Annotated in this window: 17 protein-coding genes; 8 read left to right on the top strand and 9 right to left on the bottom strand. The window is 73.8% G+C overall.

All coding sequences use genetic code 11. The features are described from left to right. Positions 1 to 86: 86 nt before the first annotated feature. Both ACFWH7_RS17500 and ACFWH7_RS17495 read right to left on the bottom strand, forming a co-directional pair. Complete coding sequence (locus ACFWH7_RS17500; protein ID WP_378218343.1) at positions 87 to 557, bottom strand: anthrone oxygenase family protein; 471 nt, start codon at positions 555 to 557, stop codon at positions 87 to 89. Then, on the bottom strand, positions 554 to 1459 hold the full coding sequence (locus tag ACFWH7_RS17495; RefSeq protein ID WP_378218341.1) for a Rossmann-fold NAD(P)-binding domain-containing protein: 906 nt from the start codon (positions 1457 to 1459) through the stop codon (positions 554 to 556). Before ACFWH7_RS17495 ends, ACFWH7_RS17500 begins: the two co-directional genes overlap by 4 nt. Before the next feature lie 164 nt (positions 1460 to 1623). On the opposite strand from ACFWH7_RS17495, the gene ACFWH7_RS17490 reads away from it, so the two are divergent. Next, on the top strand, positions 1624 to 2574 hold the full coding sequence (locus tag ACFWH7_RS17490; protein ID WP_378218339.1) for an AraC family transcriptional regulator: 951 nt from the start codon (positions 1624 to 1626) through the stop codon (positions 2572 to 2574). 6 nt (positions 2575 to 2580) lie between these two features. On the opposite strand, the gene ACFWH7_RS17485 is transcribed toward ACFWH7_RS17490, so the two are convergent. Beyond that, the gene (locus tag ACFWH7_RS17485) at positions 2581 to 3081 is read right to left on the bottom strand and encodes a metallophosphoesterase family protein (RefSeq protein ID WP_378218337.1); all 501 of its coding nucleotides are present in this window, start codon (positions 3079 to 3081) and stop codon (positions 2581 to 2583) included. 49 nt (positions 3082 to 3130) lie between these two features. On the opposite strand from ACFWH7_RS17485, the gene ACFWH7_RS17480 reads away from it, so the two are divergent. The 4 genes from ACFWH7_RS17480 (at position 3131) to ACFWH7_RS17465 (ending at position 5894) form a co-directional block, all read left to right on the top strand. Next, entirely contained in the window at positions 3131 to 3541 is a 411-nt protein-coding gene (locus ACFWH7_RS17480) for a PNPOx family protein (protein ID WP_378218335.1), read from the top strand. Between the two features lie 7 nt (positions 3542 to 3548). Further along, the gene (locus ACFWH7_RS17475) at positions 3549 to 4154 is read left to right on the top strand and encodes an HhH-GPD-type base excision DNA repair protein (RefSeq protein WP_378218333.1); all 606 of its coding nucleotides are present in this window, start codon (positions 3549 to 3551) and stop codon (positions 4152 to 4154) included. A gap of 76 nt (positions 4155 to 4230) precedes the next feature. Beyond that, entirely contained in the window at positions 4231 to 5442 is a 1212-nt protein-coding gene (locus ACFWH7_RS17470; RefSeq protein WP_378218331.1) for an AI-2E family transporter, read from the top strand. Between the two features lie 86 nt (positions 5443 to 5528). Continuing rightward, positions 5529 to 5894 carry a VOC family protein gene (locus ACFWH7_RS17465; RefSeq protein ID WP_378218329.1) on the top strand — a complete coding sequence of 122 codons (366 nt, stop codon included), beginning with the start codon at positions 5529 to 5531 and terminating at the stop codon, positions 5892 to 5894. 33 nt (positions 5895 to 5927) lie between these two features. Here the strand turns inward: ACFWH7_RS17465 and ACFWH7_RS17460 are convergent, their stop codons facing one another. From ACFWH7_RS17460 to ACFWH7_RS17445, 4 genes are all read right to left on the bottom strand, one after another. Further along, positions 5928 to 6311: a hypothetical protein gene (locus ACFWH7_RS17460; RefSeq protein WP_378218327.1), complete on the bottom strand. Its 384-nt coding sequence runs from the start codon at positions 6309 to 6311 to the stop codon at positions 5928 to 5930. Positions 6312 to 6384: 73 nt separating this feature from the next. Then, on the bottom strand, positions 6385 to 7257 hold the full coding sequence (cofE, locus tag ACFWH7_RS17455) for a coenzyme F420-0:L-glutamate ligase (protein WP_378218325.1): 873 nt from the start codon (positions 7255 to 7257) through the stop codon (positions 6385 to 6387). Then, the gene (locus ACFWH7_RS17450; RefSeq protein ID WP_237842321.1) at positions 7254 to 8252 is read right to left on the bottom strand and encodes a TIGR03557 family F420-dependent LLM class oxidoreductase; all 999 of its coding nucleotides are present in this window, start codon (positions 8250 to 8252) and stop codon (positions 7254 to 7256) included. Before ACFWH7_RS17450 ends, cofE begins: the two co-directional genes overlap by 4 nt. An 84-nt stretch (positions 8253 to 8336) precedes the next feature. After that, positions 8337 to 10265: a DUF4914 family protein gene (locus ACFWH7_RS17445; protein WP_378218323.1), complete on the bottom strand. Its 1929-nt coding sequence runs from the start codon at positions 10263 to 10265 to the stop codon at positions 8337 to 8339. Positions 10266 to 10458: 193 nt separating this feature from the next. Here ACFWH7_RS17445 and ACFWH7_RS17440 point away from each other — a divergent pair, with 193 nt between their 5' ends. After that, the gene (locus ACFWH7_RS17440; RefSeq protein ID WP_378218321.1) at positions 10459 to 11439 is read left to right on the top strand and encodes a hypothetical protein; all 981 of its coding nucleotides are present in this window, start codon (positions 10459 to 10461) and stop codon (positions 11437 to 11439) included. A 64-nt stretch (positions 11440 to 11503) separates the two neighbouring features. Further along, the gene (valS, locus tag ACFWH7_RS17435; RefSeq protein WP_378218319.1) at positions 11504 to 14311 is read left to right on the top strand and encodes a valine--tRNA ligase; all 2808 of its coding nucleotides are present in this window, start codon (positions 11504 to 11506) and stop codon (positions 14309 to 14311) included. 81 nt (positions 14312 to 14392) lie between these two features. On the opposite strand, the gene ACFWH7_RS17430 is transcribed toward valS, so the two are convergent. Then, positions 14393 to 15592, bottom strand: coding sequence for a baeRF2 domain-containing protein (locus ACFWH7_RS17430; protein WP_378218317.1), 1200 nt, complete (start codon positions 15590 to 15592; stop codon positions 14393 to 14395). Positions 15593 to 15757: 165 nt separating this feature from the next. Further along, positions 15758 to 16108, bottom strand: coding sequence for a chorismate mutase (locus ACFWH7_RS17425; protein WP_378218315.1), 351 nt, complete (start codon positions 16106 to 16108; stop codon positions 15758 to 15760). 107 nt (positions 16109 to 16215) lie between these two features. Here ACFWH7_RS17425 and ACFWH7_RS17420 point away from each other — a divergent pair, with 107 nt between their 5' ends. After that, positions 16216 to 18033, top strand: a complete 1818-nt coding sequence (locus ACFWH7_RS17420; RefSeq protein ID WP_378218313.1) for an AMP-dependent synthetase/ligase — start codon at positions 16216 to 16218, stop codon at positions 18031 to 18033. Positions 18034 to 18197 lie beyond the last annotated feature (164 nt).

Below are 18197 nucleotides of genomic sequence, written 5' to 3'. Positions count from 1 at the left end.
CGCCGCGACTGCCGCCCCCCCCCCGGGCGCGGCCGCCGAGATCCCGGGGCCGGGGCCCGGACCTCTCGGGCGGCGCACGACGGCGGTCAGACGAGGGCGAGCGCGAGCAGCGCGGTCGCGACCGCGCCCGCGACGGTCCGCACGTGGTTCCACGCGAGCCAGCGCGGGAGGAACGCGGCCCACGGGGCGGCGAGGTCCCCGGGCCGCTCCGCCGCGGCGTCGAGACGCTCGTTGAGCGGGACGTTGCCCACGGCCGTGACACCGAGGATGCCGACCGCGGAGACCACCGCGCCCGCGAGCGCCCACCCCGCGCCGGGCGTCCCGCCGACCAGGCCGACGACGGCCGCTGCGGCGGGCACGAGCACGCTCGCCGCGAGCAGCAGCATGAGCGGCGGTCGCAGCGCGTCCTTGTTGATCGCGACCATGGCCGCGGCGCCGTCGGCGGCGGGGAGGCGGCGCAGGCCGCCCAGGACGAACGTGGAGAACGCGAAGAGCACCCCGCCCGCGAGCCCGGTCGCGACGGCACCCGCGACCACGAGCGCCGCGAAGGCGCTCACGACGCCTGCTCGGCCGTCGACGGGACCGTCGCCGACCAGACCGCGGCCTCGCGCGCCGCGAACTCGCGGAAGTCCCGCGGCTCGCGGCCCAGCGCCTGCCGGACGCCGTCGGCGACCGGGGTCCCCCGCCCGTCGAGCACCTCGGTGAAGAGGTAGCGCATGAGCCCCACGACGTCCTCGAGCAGCCCGATCGCCCGCAGCCCCGCGACGAACTCGTCCATGGTGATCGGCGCGAACCGCACGTCGCGCCCGCTCGCGGCCGCGATCTCCGCCACGGCCTCGGCGAACGTGATCGCGCGCGGTCCGGTGAGCTCGTAGACGCGGCCGGCGTGCGCGTCGTCGACGAGGGCCGCGACGGCGACCTCGGCCACGTCCTCGAGGTCGACGAACGGCTCGGCGACCTGGTCCACCGGCAGCGCGAGGACGCCGTCGAGCACGGGCTCGAGCAGGAAGCTCTCGCTGAAGTTCTGGTCGAAGAACGCGCACCGGACCACCGTGCGGCCGGGGAACGCGTCGGCGACGAGCACCTCCGCGCGCTGCGCCTCGACCTCGCCGCGACCCGAGAGCAGGACGAGCCGGCGCACGCCCGCCTCCCGGGCGAGGGCCGCGAACCGGGCGACGGTCTCCGGCGAGCCCGGGACCGCGAGGTCGGGCACGTACACGACGTACACCGCCTGGGCCCCGTCGACGGCGGGGCCCCACGTGGCGTCGTCCTCCCAGTCGAAGCGGACGGCCCCGGAGCGGGACGCGCGGCGCACGGGGATCCCGAGCGCGTCGAGGCGGTCGGCGACCCGGCGGCCGGTCTTGCCCGTCGCGCCGAGGACGAGGACCGGGCCGGGTGCGGGGGCGTCGGTCGGGGCGTCGGTCCGGGCGTCGGTCGGGCGCGGTGTCGTGGCGCTCATGGCGTCTCTCCTGTCGAGGTCTCGTGCGGGGACGAATGACAGTCAACCGGGCACCGACGAGACGCGACATGGCTCTGACGCTCGTCTGCATACGCGATCGTCTCGGGGTGGCCCACCCCGTCCGGCCCCTGGTCGCACGCCCGGACCGTGCGTACCCTGTCCGGATGGACGTCGTCGCCGGGCTCCTCGACGGGCCGCGCGCCCGCGGCGCCTTCCTCCTGCGCAGCCATCTCCGCGCCCCGTGGGGCATGCGCATCGAGGACGAGGCGCCGCTGACGATCGTGCCCGTGCTGCGCGGGTCGGGCTGGGTCGGGCCGGTCGTGGGCGACGACGGCGCGGACCCGGGCGAGCACGTCGGGGCGGGGGACGTCGTCCTGCTGCGCGGCCCCGACCACTACGTCGTGGCGGACGCGCCGACGACCGCGCCTCAGGTGGTCATCGGGCCCGAGTCCGACGTGTGCCGTGCGGTCGACGGCGGGCCCTCCCCCATGACGGTGCTCGGCGTCCGCTCGTGGGGCAACGACCCCGGCGGCGAGACGGTGATCATCACGGGCACCTACCCGCTCGACGGCGAGGTGGGCCGCCGGGTCCTGCGCGTGCTCCCGCAGCGCGTGGTGCTGCGCAGCGGCGACGTCGACGGGACGCTCGTCGAGATGCTCGCGCGCGAGGTCGTGCAGGACCTGCCCGGGCAGGAGGCGGTGCTCGACCGCCTGCTCGACCTGCTCCTCATCTCGTGCCTGCGCACGTGGCTCTCGCGCGACGACGCCCCGGGCTGGTACCGCGCCGACGCGGACCCGGTGGTCGGCGCGGCGCTGCGCCTCATCCACCACGACCCGGCCCGCGCCTGGACCGTCGACTCCCTCGCGCGGGAGGTCGGGCTCTCGCGTGCGGCGTTCTCGCGGCGCTTCACCGCGCTCGTCGGCGAGCCGCCGATGAGCTATCTCACGGGATGGCGCCTCGACCTCGCCGCAGACCTCCTGCTGGAGCCCGACGCCACGCTGACGTCCGTCGCTCGCACCGTCGGGTACGCGTCGCCGTTCGCGCTGAGCGCCGCCTTCAAGCGCGTGCGCGGCGTGAGCCCGGCCTCGCACCGGGCCCGCGCGGGCGCCGCCTGAGGCGGCTCAGCGCGGCACCGGCACGAGCGCGACGTCCCGGAGCACGCCGTCGTCGACGACGGCCGTGAGGACCGTGCCGACCGGCTGACGACGGCGGTCCGTCGGTGACCCGGGATTGAGCAGGCGCAGCCCGCCCGGCGAGGTCGTGTCCCACGGGATGTGGCTGTGCCCGAACACGAGGACGTCCGCGTCGGGGAACGCCGCGTCGGCGCGACGCTCGCGCCCCTGCTTCGCCCCCGTCTCGTGCACGACGGCGAGCCGCAGCCCGTCGACCGTCGCGCGGTCGACCTCAGGCAGGCGCGCGTGCAGCTCGGGCCCGTCGTTGTTCCCCGCGACACCGACCAGCCGGGACGCCCGCGCCTCCAGGGCGTCCAGCAGGTCGACGCTCACCCAGTCGCCCGCGTGCACGACGACGTCGGCGTCGTCGACGGCGCGCCACACCTGGTCCGGGAGCACCCCCCGCACGGGGACGTGGGTGTCGCTCAGCAGGAGCAGGCGCGTGGGCACGGGTTCACGATAGGTCGCGCCGACGGGCCCCGCCGGGCCACGATGGGGCATGCCGATCCCTCGCTGGGTGACCCGCACCAACAAGCGCTTCCTCAACCCCGTCATGCTCCGCGTCGCGACGGGCGTCGGGCCGATGGCGGTCGTCCGGCACGTCGGCCGACGCAGCGGTCGCGTCTACCGGACGCCGGTGTTCGCGTTCGCGTACCGCACGACGCCCGCCGACCCGGTCCGCGTCGTCCTCGCGCTCACGTACGGCCCCGACGTCGACTGGGTGCGCAACGTCGACGCCGCGGGCGAGTTCGTGCTGGAGCGCCGGGGCGACGACTTCCGCGTCGAGGACCTGCGGCGCGTCACGGGCGAGGACGGTCTGCGGCTCCTGCCCGGCTGGACGAGCGCCGTCCTGCGACGCACGGGCGTCGACGAGTTCCGGACCGGACGGCTGCGCCGCACGCTGCCATGATGGAGGCATGACCGACCAGCTCTGGATCACCGGCGACCCCGACGCGGACGCGCTCCTCAGCGACGACGCGTTCGCTCTCCTCGTCGGCATGCTCCTCGACCAGCAGTACCCCATGGAGCACGCGTTCGCCGGACCGCGCAAGATCCGCGACCGTCTCGGCTCCATCGACCCGCGCGTCGTGGCGGAGACGGACCCCGACGCGTTCGTCACGCTCGCCACGACCCCGCCGGCCATCCACCGGTACGGGCGCTCGATGGCAGCCCGGGTGCAGGAGCTGGCGCGCGTCGTCGTCGACGAGTACGACGGCGACGCCACCCGGATCTGGACCGCGCCGGGCGCCGGGGACGACGGCGCTGCGGCGCCGACCGGCGCCGAGGTCCTCGCCCGGCTGCGCGCGCTGCCCGGGTACGGCGACCAGAAGGCCAGGATCTTCCTCGCGCTGCTCGGCAAGCAGCGCGGCGTGCAGCCCGCGGGATGGCGCGAGGCGGCGGGTCACTACGGCGACGAGGGGTCGCGCCGGTCCATCGCCGACGTCACGAGCCCCGAGTCGCTCGCCGAGGTCCGCACGTTCAAGAAGGCGCAGAAGGCCGCCGCGAAGGCCGCGAAGGCCTGACCGCGCGGACGCGCCGCCGGCCGCACCCCGGCGGACGCCCGCGTGCGCGACGACGCCCGGCCGCTATCGTCGGCGCGTGACCACGACGACGCCGCGCGCCCCGGCGCTGCCTCCCTCCACCCGCACGCTCCTGGCTCTCGCCGCGGGTGTGGTGGTGCTCGCAGGCGTCCACACGGCCCGGGAGGTGCTCGCGCCGATCCTCCTCGCTGCGGTGATCGTCATCATCTGCCACCCCGTGCGGTTCCCGCTCGAGCGCCGGGGCTGGCCCCGGTGGGCCGCGACGACGGCGGTCGTCGCCGTGGCCTACCTCATCCTCGCCGCGCTCGTCGCGATGCTCGTCTTCGCGGGCTTCCGGTTCGCCGACCTGGTGCGCGAGTACCTGCCGGCGCTGGTCCGCTCGGTCGAGGACGTCGTCGACCAGCTCTCGGCCGTGGGGATCGACACCGACGTCGCGGAGGCCGCGACGTCGTGGCTCGACCCGGGCCGCGTGCTCAGCCTCGCCGGGAACGTGTCGGGCATGGCGCTCGGCATCGCGACCGCCTTCTTCTTCGTGCTCGCCTACGCGATCTTCATGGCGGCGGACGCCGCGCGGTACTCGACCGCGACCGCCGTCTTCGGCACCGAGCGCGCAGCGACGATCGACCGCGCGACCCGGTTCAGCGGCGGCGTCCGGCGCTACTTCGTCGTCAACGCGTCGTTCGGCGCCGTCGTGGCGATCGTCGACGGCGTCGCGCTGTGGCTGCTCTCGGTACCCGCACCGACCGTGTGGGCGATCCTCGCGTTCGTCACGAACTTCATCCCGAACATCGGCTTCGTGCTCGGCCTCGTCCCGCCCGCGATCATGGCGTTCGTGGTCGGGGGGTGGCAGCTCGCGCTCGCCGTCGTCGCGGTCTACTGCGTCGTGAACGTCGTGCTCCAGGTGCTCGTGCAGCCGAAGTTCGTGGCGGACGCGGTGAACCTCAGCCTCACCCTCAGCTTCGTCTCGGTCGTGTTCTGGACGTTCGTCATCGGGCCGCTCGGGGCGATCCTCGCGATCCCGCTCACGCTGCTCGTGCGCGCGCTCGTCCTCGAGCCCGACCCGGCCTCGGGCTGGCTGCGCTGGCTCTCCGGCGACGACGTCCCGCGGCACGACGCGACGCCGGGCCCCACACCGGACGCCGCGCGGGAGGTGGCGGGCGACCCGGGCGCCCCGCACCGCGAGCCGGCCGACGAGCCGACGGCGGAGCTGGAGCCTCAGGTACAGCCTGAGGGTTCGGCGGCCGACGACGCCGTCGCCCCGGAGAAGTAGCACTCGCACCCTGTTGCACCGCTGCCGCCGGTCTCTAGGCTGGCAGGCGGCGGGTGTCCGCCCGTCACCGGTACGGGGGAGGAACCATGGCGCACGGAGACATCACGCACATCGACATCCCGGTGAGCGACAGCGACCGGGCCACGCAGTTCTACGGCGAGCTCTTCGGCTGGCAGATCGCCGAGGTGCCGGGCTTCGAGGGCTATCCCATGTGGCAGGCGCCGAACAAGATCAGCGGTGGCGGCCTCGCGCCGCGGTCCGAGGGGTTCACGACCCCGCGCAGCTACGTCGAGGTCGACTCCATCGAGGACACGCTCGCGAAGGTCCGCGAGCTCGGGGGCACCGTCGTCCTCGAGAAGTCCGAGATCAGCCCGACCTCCTGGTGGGCGGCGTTCGAGGACGCGGACGGCAACCAGATCGGCCTCTACGAAGGCACGACGGACGCCGGCTGACCACGCCAGGTCCGTGCCCGGACGGTCGCCGGGTCAGAGCGACAGCACGCGACCGTCCGGGTCGCCCGGCCGACGCGGCCGGAGCGTCGGCGGGGGCGGCCACGGGAGGTCGTAGCGCTCCACGGGGACGTCGATCGCGCCGAAGTCGTCGGTCTGCACGACCACGCCGTCCGGCGTGACCTCCACGAGCCGGACGCGCAAGGGCGGCGCGTCCTCCTGCTCGAGCATCCAGACGTCGGCCAGCCACGCGAGGCTGACCCCGTCGAGCGCCTCCTCGGCCTCCAGCCAGTCCACGGGACCGGTCAGCTCGCGGCCCAGGAGCGAGACGGCGACCCAGGCGTCGCGCTCGGGACGGATCCAGCCCACGTGCTCGCGGTCGTCGGGGCGGCGGTGCGGGATCCACTCGGCAGGCAGCATCCGGGCAGGCTAACCGGCGACCGGCCACCGAGCCACGGGTTTGTCCCGGCCGGCCGAGCCGGAGCCCGTGACCTCAGTCGCCGGGGACCGGCTCGTTCCCCGACCCCTCGCGGAAGCCCTCGCCGAAGCCGTCGCGATAGCCGCGGTCGTAGGCCTCGGCGCTCCCCTCCCGGAAGAGGTCGTCGACCGACGGACGGACGAGCACGCGCGCCCCCGGGCCGTCGTCGTCACCCACGTACCGGCCGAGACCCCGCACGACGGCGACGGGACGGCCCGCCGTCTTGCCGCGCACGAGCTCGCTCGCGGAGGCCACCTCGTCGGCGACGGCGGTGACCGTCACGGACAGGGGGCGACCGTGCGCGTCCACGCCGCCGCGCAGGTCCTCCGCGGCGACGATGCCCGCCGCGCCGATCGCGATGTCGACCAGCCCGTCGCGCCACGCGCGGCCCGCGGTGTCCGTCACGACGACGCCGAGGCGCGCGAGACCGAAACGCTCGCGCAGCGCGGCGCGCAGCGCCCGGGCCGAGGCGTCCGGGTCGAGCGGGAGCAGCAGCACCGTCCCCTCGGGCGTGTTGGAGGCGTCGACCCCGGCTGCGGCCATGACGAGGCCCAGGTGGTTCTCGACGATGCGCAACGGAGGCTGACCGGGGCGCTCGCGCGTCGCGACGACGCGCGCCGTCTCGTCCGTGATCGCCTGCTCACGGTCGGCCGCGGCGACCACGCGCCCCTCGGCCTTGGACACGACCTTGCTCGTCACCACGACGACGTCGCCCTCGGCGAGCGCGTCGCCCGGCGACGCACCGGCGAGCAGGTCGCCCACCAGCACTGCGAGGTCGTCGCCCGGGCGCACCTCGCCCAGGCCTGACGGCGCCCACGCGGCGAGGCGCGCCGGCTCCCCCGGGCGCGCGGCGCCGTCGGGCACGACCGCGTCCGCCCCGGAGGTCATCGCGCCAGCTTCGGCAGCACCTCGCGGCCGAAGACCTCGATCCACTCCCGCTGGTTGCGGCCCACGTTGTGGAGGTAGATCCGGTCGAAGCCGAGGTCGACGAACTTCTGGATGTACGCGCGGTGCTCGTCCGGGTCGGCCGAGATCACCATGCGGCCCTCGAAGTCCTCGGGGCGCACGAGCTTGGCCATCTGCTCGAAGTCGTGCGGCGAGCGGATGTCGGCCTTGGGGAACTTCATGCCGCCGTTGGGCCACTCGGTCATCGCGTTCGCGAGCGCCTCCTCGTCGGTCGCGGCCCAGGACAGGTGGAGCTGCAGCACCTTGGGCATCGCCTGCGGGTCGCGGCCGGACTCGCGGACGCCGTCGTCGAACTTGCCGAACAGCATGGAGATCTTCTCGAGCGGTGCGCCGACCGTGATGAGGCCGTCCGCGTGCCGCCCGGCGCGCTTGGCCGTCACGGGCCCCGCCGTCGCGACGAGGATCTCCGGCGCGGCCTCGGGCATGGTCCACAGGCGCGTGGACTCCATCTTGTAGAACTGCCCGGAGTGCTTGACGTCCTTGTTGTCGAGCCCGGACTGGAACAGCTTCTTGATGACGTCGATCGCCTCGAACATGCGGTTGATGCGCTCGGGCGCCTCGGGCCAGTAGCCCGCGACGACGTGCTCGTTGAGCGCCTCGCCCGAGCCGAGCCCGAGCCAGTGCCGACCGGGGTACATCGCGGCGAGCGTCGCCGAGGCCTGCGCGACCATCGCGGGGTGCCACCGGAACGTCGGCGCCGTGACGCCCGGCCCGAGGTCGCCCGTCGTGCGCTCGCCGAGCGCGGTGAGCACGTTCCACACGAACGAGGACTCGCCCTGCGCCGGGACCCACGGCTGGAAGTGGTCGGCCGCCATGGTGCCGGAGAAGCCGTGCTCCTCCGCGTAGGCCGAGAGCGCGACGGCCTCGGTCGGGTGGAACTGCTCCAGCATGGCGGCGTAGCCGATCGTCAGACCCATGCTCCGACCCTAGTACGCGCCGGGCGACGTCTCGCCCGAGCGGGCCGGGATCGCCTGTTGCGACGGTCCCGGCCCGGCGCCGCGCTAGAAGTGGACCGGTGTCAGCGCCGCGTACTCCTCGACGGAGCCGTTGCGCAGGCAGACCTCGATGATCTGCCGCCCCAGTGGGTCGAGGTCGTCGGTGAGGAACTGCCGGAGCTCGCTGGCGAAGAAGTCGGTGATGATCCGCGCTCCGGCGTCATAGGCCTCGATGCCGACCTGGGACTGGAGCTCCGGGCGCAGGAACGTGGGCCGCACGAGCTGACCGTCGATCTTCATCTCGGTGAGCGTGTACCCGAACAGCGGGCAACGGGCCGGGGTGAGCTCCTCGGGACGCAGGCGCCCACCGCCGCGGCGCGCGAGGTACTCGCGGGTCAGCCACTCGGCGGCGAAGTCGACCTTGTACGCGCCGATGTGCTGGTTGGGCGTCAGGACGTACCGGGTCCGGTCCGTCTCCACGAGCTGGCGCAGCAGGAGGTTCGCGGCCGCGACCTTCGTCCCCGTGGCGAACGGCCAGTACGACCCGACGCCCTCCGCGACCATGCCGCCGTGGGCCAGGGCCTCCGTCGCCGACCGCGACTCGCCGATCGACGGGTTCTTGTCCCCGCGCGGCGCGACGAGCCGCCAGATCCACGCGAGCGAGGCGGGGACGACGTGGGTCATGCCCATGATCCCGTAGGTGGGGTGGTCCCGGGTGCAGGCCGGCATCCGGGCGCCGAAGGTGCGCACGTCGACCTCGGCCGGGCCCGCGACGTCGGTGAGCAGGTGGCGGGGAACGACGACCCTCGGGTTGGGGCACCGCCGGCCGTCGGAGTCGAGCGAGTGCTCCCAGGGCAGCACGGTGGCGTCGGGGACGCCGTCGATGTTGAAGAACACGAGCGGGACGTCGGGGTGGATGCAGGCGCGCTCCAGGTGGACGTCCTGGCCGTAGCCGGTCAGGTTGTCGACCCGCACGAACCAGCCCTCCTCCGCGTCGGTCACGACGAGGCGGCCGTCGCCCGTCTGGAGCCCGGCGTGGCACAGCGTCATGTCGTCGGTGACCGGGTCGAGCGCGCTCGTCTCCCCCAGCGTGATGACGTACGGCTCGTCGGTCACGACGTTCGTGCCGAGCAGGATCCGGCCGTCCTCCTGACGCCGGATCTCCTGGCACATCTCGGACTTGCCGCCGCCCGACGCCCCCTCGTGCATGACGACGGTCTCGTTCTCGTACGGCGTGGTGACCCGGACCGACGACGCGTGCGCGGTGACCCAGCCCTCGCGCTCGCCCACGTCGAGCAGGACCGAGAACACACCCTTCTTCGCGCTCGGACCGGGGTAGAGGTTGTAGGCGAACACCTCGTGCAGCGACTCGGAGCGGTCGTGCACGACGACCTGGCGCCCGTCGAAGCGGGTGTGGCGGAACGGCGGGGCGACGTAGAGGATCGAGCGCGGCGCGAACGGGCCGAGCTCCTCGAACGTGACCCAGCCCTGGAGGTCGACGAGGGCGAGCGCGAAGAACGCCGCGTTGACCGGGCAGACGGCGAGCGACGGGTAGCCATGGGTCCGCCCGCCGGCGCGGAACGGCACGACGACGAGCTCCTGGGTCCCGAGCCACGCGAGCGTCTCGTCCTTGACCGGGCCGAACCCGGTCCCGAAGACGTCGCGGTAGCGCGGCTTGTCGGTCGGCAGGTCGTCGGCGATGCGCATGCAGTCCGGGTCGCGCCGGCGCATGTAGTCCTCGGGGTAGTTCACGGCGATGCCGTTCCGGCAGCGCACCACCTCGGCCTCGGGCACGAGCGTGCCGTCGGCGTCGTACTCGACGACGAACCGCGGTCCCCCGACAGGACCGAGCGCGAGCCGGTACAGCTCGTCGCGCGAGGAGGGGACGACGAGGCCCGGTGCCGCCACGAGCGCGGCCCCGAGAGCGGGCGGCAGGACGACGCCGGGCGGCAACGCCCCCGTGGCACGGGTCTCGTCGGTGGTCGTGAGGGTCATGGCTGCTCCCAGGTGGTCGGCGCGAGGATCAGAACGAAGTGCGCCCACGAGCACCCGTACCTTTGCGTGCAGGTTACGAGTCGATGACCAATCCCCCCAGGGACCTTGGACCTGTTGTGGCGCGGTCGGCCGGTCGTGCGCAGGACGCCGCGTCCCGCTCGTTCGTCGCGCGGCACCCGATACCCTCTCGCCGGTGAGCACGACTCCCCCGGACCGCGCGGCCCTCGACACGCGAGCCCTCGTGGAGCCCGTGGACGGCGCCGCGGTGCGTGCGCACCACCGGGAGCTCCGTCGCCGGGCGCGTGCGGAACGAGCGAGCACGAGATCCTCGGTGGCGTCCCAGGTGCTCGCCCGGGTGCTCGGAACCACCCTCCTCGCCCTCCTGGTCGCCGTCGGGGCGGCCGTCGTCGGCGCCGTCCTCGCCCTCGTCGTGGTCGGCCTCGCCGCCGCCGGAGTCGCCGTCCCGCTCGCCGTCGGGCTCGTGGCGGCCGTCGTCGTCGCGGTCGGTCTCCTCGTCGCCCGGGGCGTCCGGGGGTCATCCGCCCGGGAGCACGAGCTGGCCTACCGGCTGAGCAGGTTCGCCGCAGCGAACGGGTTCGACGTCGAGCCACGGGTCGACCAGCCCGCACGGCCCAGCGGGGCGTTCGACGTCGGCATCCTCCGCATCGCCCGGAACGTCGTCCGCACGCGGGGCCCGCGCACCGTGGAGGTCGCGACCTACACGTACAGCGCCGGCTACCGCAACGGCGAGCCCTTCGCCTTCACCTACGCCATGGTCACGCTCGACCGCACCCTGCCCCGCGTCGTCGTGGAGACGATGCCCGCCCGGGGCGTGCGGGGCGCCCGGGCGCCGCAGGGGGTCGAGCGCGTGTGGGAGCTGCCGGTCGACGGCCCGTTCGGCGATCGCCACCGCGCCTACGGATCTCCGCGGTCCGCGACCGGCACCGCGCGCGCCGGCTTCACCCCGGAGATCGTCGAGACGCTCGTCCGCGGCCCCCTGCCGCTCGCGGCGGAGGTGTCCGGGGACCGGCTCTTCCTGTTCAGCGAGCGCCCGCTCGACCTGCTCGACCCCGCGACCTGGGAACGCCTCCTGGGGACGGCCACGGACCTGGCCGCACGCCTGTCCGGCACGGACGGGACCGGCGCCCCGGGCACCGCCCCCGGCGCCCGCTGACGGCGGCGGCCGGGACGCGAGACGTCGTCCGGCACCGCCCCGAGATCTGGGAGAATGGGCGACCATGAGCGACTTCCCGACGAACGCGCCCACGGGCGCGGCCGATGCCACTGCAGCAACGACCTCCTCCGCCGGGCGCGTAGCCGGCGACGTCGTCCGCGCGGTGGTCGCGGGAGTACCCGACCGGGTGAGCCTCGACGGGCTCGAGGAGACCTACGACGCGCGCTGGGCCGAGCAGGGGACGTACGCGTTCGACCGCTCGAGGACGCGCGAGCAGGTCTTCTCCATCGACACCCCGCCGCCGACGGTCTCCGGGTCCCTGCACGTGGGTCACGTGTTCTCCTACACGCACACCGACGTCGTCGCGCGGTTCCAGCGCATGCGCGGCCTCGAGGTGTTCTACCCCATGGGCTGGGACGACAACGGGCTGCCCACCGAGCGCCGTGTGCAGAACTACTACGGCGTGCGCTGCGACCCCACGCTCCCGTACGTCGAGGGCTTCGAGCCCCCGCACGAGGGCGGCGAGGGCAAGTCGGTCAAGGCCGCGGACCAGGTGCCGGTGAGCCGCCGCAACTTCATCGAGCTGTGCGAGCGCCTGACCGCCGAGGACGAGAAGCAGTTCGAGGCGCTGTGGCGCCGGCTCGGCCTCTCGGTGGACTGGGCGCAGCACTACCAGACCATCGACGCGCGGTCCCGCACGGCCGCGCAGCGCGCGTTCCTGCGCAACCTCGGGCGCGGCGAGGCCTACCAGGCCGAGGCGCCGGGGCTGTGGGACGTGACGTTCCAGACGGCGGTCGCGCAGGCCGAGCTCGAGGCGCGCGACTACCCGGGGCACTTCCACAAGGTCGCGTTCCACCGCGTCGCGCCGGGCACGCCCGACGACGGCGCGCCGGTCTTCATCGAGACGACGCGCCCCGAGCTGCTCGCCGCGTGCGTCGCCCTCGTGGCGCACCCGGACGACGAGCGCTACCAGCACCTGTTCGGCACGACGGTGCGCTCACCGCTGTTCGACGTCGAGCTGCCCGTCCTCGCCCACCCCGCCGCCGAGCGCGACAAGGGTGCGGGCATCGCGATGTGCTGCACGTTCGGCGACCTCACCGACGTGCAGTGGTGGCGCGAGCTGCAGCTCCCCACGCGCTCGATCATCACGCGCGACGGTCGCATCGTGCGCGAGACGCCGGACTGGATCACGTCGCACTCCGGCCAGGGCGTGTTCGCCGAGATCGAGGGCAAGACGACGTTCTCGGCGCGCCAGGTCGTCGTCGACGCGCTGCGCGACGCGGGCGACCTCGACGGCGAGCCCGTGGCGACCCAGCGCAAGGCGAACTTCTTCGAGAAGGGCGACAAGCCGCTCGAGATCGTCACCTCGCGCCAGTGGTACATCCGCAACGGCGGCCGTGACTGGACCACCGAGGACGGCACCGTCCGCGACCTGCGCGGCGAGCTGCTGGGCCGAGGCAAGGAGCTCGCGTTCCACCCCGACTTCATGCGCGTGCGCTACGAGAACTGGGTCGGCGGCCTCAACGGCGACTGGCTCATCTCGCGCCAGCGCTTCTTCGGCGTCGCGATCCCGCTCTGGTACCCGGTGCTCGAGTCGGGCGAGGTCGACCACGACCACCCGATCGTCCCGTCCGAGGACGTCCTGCCCGTCGACCCGTCGTCCGACGTGCCCACCGGGTACACCGAGGACCAGCGCGGCGTGCCGGGCGGGTTCGTCGGCGAGAACGACATCATGGACACCTGGGCCACGTCGTCGCTCACGCCGCAGATCGCGGGCGGCTGGGAGGTCGACCCCGACCTGTTCGAGCGCGTGTTCCCCATGGACCTGCGCCCCCAGGGCCAGGACATCATCCGCACGTGGCTCTTCTCGACCGTCGTGCGCTCGCACCTCGAGTTCGGCTCGCTGCCGTGGAAGAACGCCGCGATCTCCGGCTGGATCCTCGACCCCGACCGCAAGAAGATGTCGAAGTCCAAGGGCAACGTCGTCACGCCGATGGGCCTGCTCGAGGAGCACGGCTCCGACGCCGTGCGGTACTGGGCAGCCTCTGCCCGCCTGGGGACCGACGCCGCGTTCGAGGTCGGCCAGATGAAGATCGGCCGCCGCCTCGCGATCAAGATCCTCAACGCGTCGAAGTTCGCGCTGTCGTTCGGCGTGGACGCCGAGAGCGGGACGGGCGAGATCGTGCTCGACCCCGCGCTCGTCACCGAGGCGCTCGACCGCGCGATGCTCGCGGGCCTCGCGTCCGTCGTCGAGAAGGCCACCGAGGCGTTCGAGGCGTACGACCACACGCGCGCCCTCGAGACGACGGAGACGTTCTTCTGGACGTTCTGCGACGACTACCTCGAGCTCGTCAAGGACCGCGCGTACGGCGCCGGGGCCGCGGCGTCCGACGTCTCGCCCGAGACCCGGTCGGCACGCGTCGCGCTCGCGATCGCGCTCGACACGCTCCTGCGCCTCTTCGCGCCGTTCGTGCCGTTCGCGACCGAGGAGGTCTGGTCGTGGTGGCGCGCGTCCGAGGGCTCGATCCACCGCGCGCCGTGGCCGACCTCCGACGTCGCGCGCGCGGCGGCCGGCGACGCCGACCCGGCCGTGCTCACGGCCGCGGGCCACGCGCTCGCCGCGCTGCGCAAGATCAAGTCCGAGGCGAAGGTCTCGATGCGCACACCGATCCTCGCGGCGCAGGTCGCCGTCCCGGCGGCGTCGCTCGCCGGGGTCGAGGCGTCGGTCGTCGACGTCCGCAACGGCGGTCGCGTCACCGGCACGCTCGACCTCGTCGCAGCGGCCGAGGGTCAGGGCGACGCCGCGGTCCAGGGCGGGATCGTCGTCGTATCCTCCGAGCTCGGCGAGCCCGAGGCCCGCAAGAAGGCCTGACCCGCACGCGACGACGCCCTCCCCGGCTCCGGCCTGGGAGGGCGTCGTCGCGTGGGCGGCTGGATGGCGGCTCGATCGCGGCTAGATGATCTCGCCGCGCAGCCGGGAGTCGTCGCCGGACATCGTCGCCGCGACCTCGCGCGGCGTGCCCTCGTCGGCCCAGCGCAGGGTGGCCCCGACGCCTTCGATGAGCTCGACGCTGCCCTCGGGCGCGAACGTCAGCCCGGCGTCCTGGCCGATCGCGGCGCGGACGAGCGCGACCGTCGCGGGGAGCTTCTCCAAGCCGTCGGTGACCCCGAGGTCCTGGATCTCCTCCTTGGTCGCGGCGATGTGCATCGGGCTCGGCCCGATCCACAGCGAGCGCCCGTCCAGGGCGGCGTCCTGGCCGTACTCGTCGGCCAGGACGAGCTCCTTGACCTGCCCGCGCGACAGGACCGCGACGACGTCCTCGACGGAGGTCACGGCGCCCGACTCGCGGCCCTGCTCCTGGCGGAACTCCGCGAGGACCTTCTCGCGCCGCCGCTCGCGGAAGCTGTCGAGCGCGTCGGCGACGTTCGACTCGAACGCGGCCTCGTTGATGCCCGGTCCGCGACCGCCGCCCGGGACCTCGACCACGCGCTCGGCGATGGCGTGGCCGAGCGCGCCGCGGACGAGGGGAACGGCACGCACGTCGCCGGTGAGCAGGACCAGCTCGGGGCGGTACTCGGCCGCCTGGCGCTCGAGCTCCGCCGCGACGGCCTCGGCGTTGCGCTCCCACGAGTCCTCCGCGCGCGACTCGATGCGCTTGTGCGACAGGCCGCCGGTGCGAACCTTGTTGATCACGTCGTGGCCGCCCTCGACCGACTCGGGCTCGGCGTACGGCAGGTGTCCGCCTGCGACGGACCACGTGAGGTCCGCGCCCTGACGGTCGACGACGACGCGCACGTAGTCGACGGACTCGTCCGCCGCCCGCGCCGCCTGGAGCAGCGCGGGAACGGGTCCCCACGACCCCTTGGTGAGCGCCGGCGGGTCCTTGACGACGCGGTCGACGAGCACGCCCGTGTCGTCGGCGATCAGCACGCGCCCGTGAGTGCCGCCGACCCGCGTCGGCCGCAGCACCACCTCCTCGAGGTTGTCGAGCACGGCGTCGGGCGCGCCCTCCTGGCGCAGCGTGCGCCGCACGCCCTTCCAGCGGTTCTCGACCTCGCGGTCCCCGGCCTCGTTGGCCCGCGTCGCGTCGATGTACACCGTCGCGAAGGGGCCCGGGTGGCCGAGGAGGGGCTTGAGCCAATCGATCTTCATGCGAACACCTCTAGCGTCCGTCGGCGTGGCGGGCGGGCCGCCCGGCGCGCAGGTCGTACCGACGCCGGGGCCCACCCTGGGACCCCTCCAGGGTCGGTCAGATCGACCGGGGTCGCCACCGCGCGTCCGGCGGGCCCTCGGCGGACGCCGCCGCTCAGGAGGCCGTCAGGAGTACGTGTCGAGCACGGGCGCGCCCTCGCCCGAGGCGGCGTGGTCGGCGGCGATCCGCTCGTGGTGACGGATGACCTCGTGGACGATGAACTCGCGGAACTGCTCGGCGAACTCGGGGTCCAGCCCTGCGGCCTCCGCGATGCCCGTCAGGCGCGCGATCTGCTGCCGGTCCCGGTCCGGGTCGGCGGGGGGCAGCCCGCCCTGCGCCTTGAGCTCCCCGACCCGGCGCGTGAACTTGAACCGCTCCGCGAGCAGGTGCATGAGCGCCGCGTCGATGTTGTCGATGCTGTCGCGCAGCGTGAGGATCTCGGCGGGGACGGCGGGCTGGCCGGGCTGGTTCGTCACCACGCGATCCTAGGCGCGTCCGGTGACCGCCGAGGAACGCGATACTCCGAGTACGGAGTAAAGTGTCACGCCGTCCCTACCTGCCGTCCCACTCAGCGGAGAGTCCCATGACGGAACACGCGTCGCCGAGCCTCGTCGAGGTCTCCCCCACGGCGACCATCAGCACCCTCCTCACCGACCGCGTCGCCCGTGGTCCCCACGCGACGCTCGTCGAGCGCCGGACCACCGCGGACGGCCCGTGGGAGCCCGTCACCGCGCAGGAGTTCGAGGCCGACGTCGTCGCCGTCGCCCGCGGCCTCGTGGCCCGCGGCATCGAGCCCGGCGACCACGTCGCGATCATGTCCCGCACGCGCTACGAGTGGACGCTCCTCGACTTCGCCACGTGGGCCGTGGGCGCCGTCCCCGTACCCGTCTACGAGACGTCCTCGGCCGAGCAGGTGCACTGGATCTGCTCCGACGCCGCCGTCCGCCTCGCCGTCGTGGAGACCGCGTCCCACGCCGCCGAGGTGGCGTCCGTCCGCGACCGCCTCCCCGACCTGGAGGACGTGCTCGTCGTCGAGGACGGCGCCGTGGACGCGCTGCGCACCGCCGGTGCCGGCGTCCCCGCCGAGGAGATCGACCGCCGTCGTGCCGCGCAGCGCGTCGACGACCTGGCGACGGTCATCTACACCTCCGGCTCGACCGGACGGCCCAAGGGGGTCGAGCTCACGCACCGCAACTTCGTCCACCTCGCGCTCAACGGCCGCGCCGGCCTCGCCGAGATCCTCGACTCCGACGGCGCCCGCACCCTCCTCTTCCTGCCGCTCGCCCACGTCTTCGCGCGCTTCATCCAGGTCGTCGTCGTCGCGTCGAACGCCGTGCTCGCGCACTCGTGGGACACGAAGAACCTCGTCGCCGACCTCGGGACGTTCCACCCGACGTTCCTGCTGGCCGTGCCGCGCGTCTTCGAGAAGGTCTACAACACCGCCGAGCAGAAGACCGGGACCGGCGCCAAGCGCAAGATCTTCCACTGGGCCGCGAAGGTCGCGATCACGTGGTCGCGCGCGCTCGACACCGCGGGCGGGCCGTCGTCCGGGCTGCGCGTGCAGCACGCCCTCGCCGACCGTCTCGTCTACTCGACGCTGCGCGCCGCGATGGGCGGGCAGCTCACGTACTCCATCTCCGGCGGCGCGCCCCTCGGCGAGCGGCTCGGCCACTTCTACCGCGGTGTCGGCCTGCGCATCCTCGAGGGCTACGGCCTCACCGAGACGACCGCCCCGACGGCCGTCAACCTGCCCGGGCTCACCAAGATCGGCACCGTCGGGCCCGCGTTCCCCGGCACCTCGCTGCGCATCGACGACGACGGCGAGCTGCTGGTCAAGGGCGACCACGTGTTCCGTGGCTACCGCAACCAGCCCGAGCTCACGGCCGAGGCGCTCCAGGACGGCTGGTTCCGCACCGGCGACCTCGGCGCGTTCGACGACGACGGCTACCTGCGCATCACCGGTCGCAAGAAGGAGATCATCGTCACCGCCGGCGGCAAGAACGTCGCCCCGGCCGTGCTCGAGGACCGCCTGCGGGCGCACCCGCTCGTGAGCCAGGTCGTCGTCGTGGGCGACCAGCGCCCCTTCATCGGCGCGCTCGTCACGCTCGACGCCGAGATGCTGCCCGGCTGGCTCTCGACCCACGGCCTGCCGAACATGGACGTCGACACCGCCGCGCAGGACCCCGACGTCCTCGCCGCTCTCGACCGCGCCGTCGCGCACGCCAACGAGGCGGTCTCCCGCGCCGAGTCGATCCGCAAGATCACCGTGCTCACGACCGACTTCACCGAGCAGAACGGCTACCTCACGCCGTCCCTCAAGGTGAAGCGCGGACTCGTCATCAAGGACTTCGCCGACACGATCGACACCCTCTACGGCGCCAAGGTGGGCGCCGACGCCTGACCGAGCGCAGAGCGCCGGTTGCGCGAGGTAGAACCCTGGTTGCGCGAGGTAGAACCGTGGTCCTGTGCCCGACGGCGTGTGGTCGCCTTGGGCGTCGGGGTGGGTGGCGGTGCCGCGTCTACCATCCGCCGCTCGTTCCTCGCGGCTCCCGCCAGGCCCGCCAC

This window comes from Cellulosimicrobium cellulans, assembly GCF_042723955.1.
GTDB classification, from domain to species: Bacteria; Actinomycetota; Actinomycetes; order Actinomycetales; family Cellulomonadaceae; genus Cellulosimicrobium; species Cellulosimicrobium cellulans_H.
Note: the sequence above shows the minus strand (reverse complement) of the source record. Positions and strands in the feature narration are given on the sequence as shown.

Coding starts and splice junctions, on each gene's coding strand:
- ACFWH7_RS17475 (WP_378218333.1), top strand. CDS start 3,549: ATGACCGACCAGCTCTGGATCACCGGCGACCCCGACGCGGACGCGCTC.
- ACFWH7_RS17445 (WP_378218323.1), bottom strand. CDS start 10,265: ATGACCCTCACGACCACCGACGAGACCCGTGCCACGGGGGCGTTGCCG.
- valS (WP_378218319.1), top strand. CDS start 11,504: ATGAGCGACTTCCCGACGAACGCGCCCACGGGCGCGGCCGATGCCACT.
- ACFWH7_RS17430 (WP_378218317.1), bottom strand. CDS start 15,592: ATGAAGATCGATTGGCTCAAGCCCCTCCTCGGCCACCCGGGCCCCTTC.
- ACFWH7_RS17450 (WP_237842321.1), bottom strand. CDS start 8,252: ATGGGTCTGACGATCGGCTACGCCGCCATGCTGGAGCAGTTCCACCCG.
- ACFWH7_RS17465 (WP_378218329.1), top strand. CDS start 5,529: ATGGCGCACGGAGACATCACGCACATCGACATCCCGGTGAGCGACAGC.
- ACFWH7_RS17480 (WP_378218335.1), top strand. CDS start 3,131: ATGCCGATCCCTCGCTGGGTGACCCGCACCAACAAGCGCTTCCTCAAC.
- ACFWH7_RS17460 (WP_378218327.1), bottom strand. CDS start 6,311: ATGCTGCCTGCCGAGTGGATCCCGCACCGCCGCCCCGACGACCGCGAG.
- ACFWH7_RS17490 (WP_378218339.1), top strand. CDS start 1,624: ATGGACGTCGTCGCCGGGCTCCTCGACGGGCCGCGCGCCCGCGGCGCC.
- ACFWH7_RS17495 (WP_378218341.1), bottom strand. CDS start 1,459: ATGAGCGCCACGACACCGCGCCCGACCGACGCCCGGACCGACGCCCCG.
- ACFWH7_RS17420 (WP_378218313.1), top strand. CDS start 16,216: ATGACGGAACACGCGTCGCCGAGCCTCGTCGAGGTCTCCCCCACGGCG.
- cofE (WP_378218325.1), bottom strand. CDS start 7,257: ATGACCTCCGGGGCGGACGCGGTCGTGCCCGACGGCGCCGCGCGCCCG.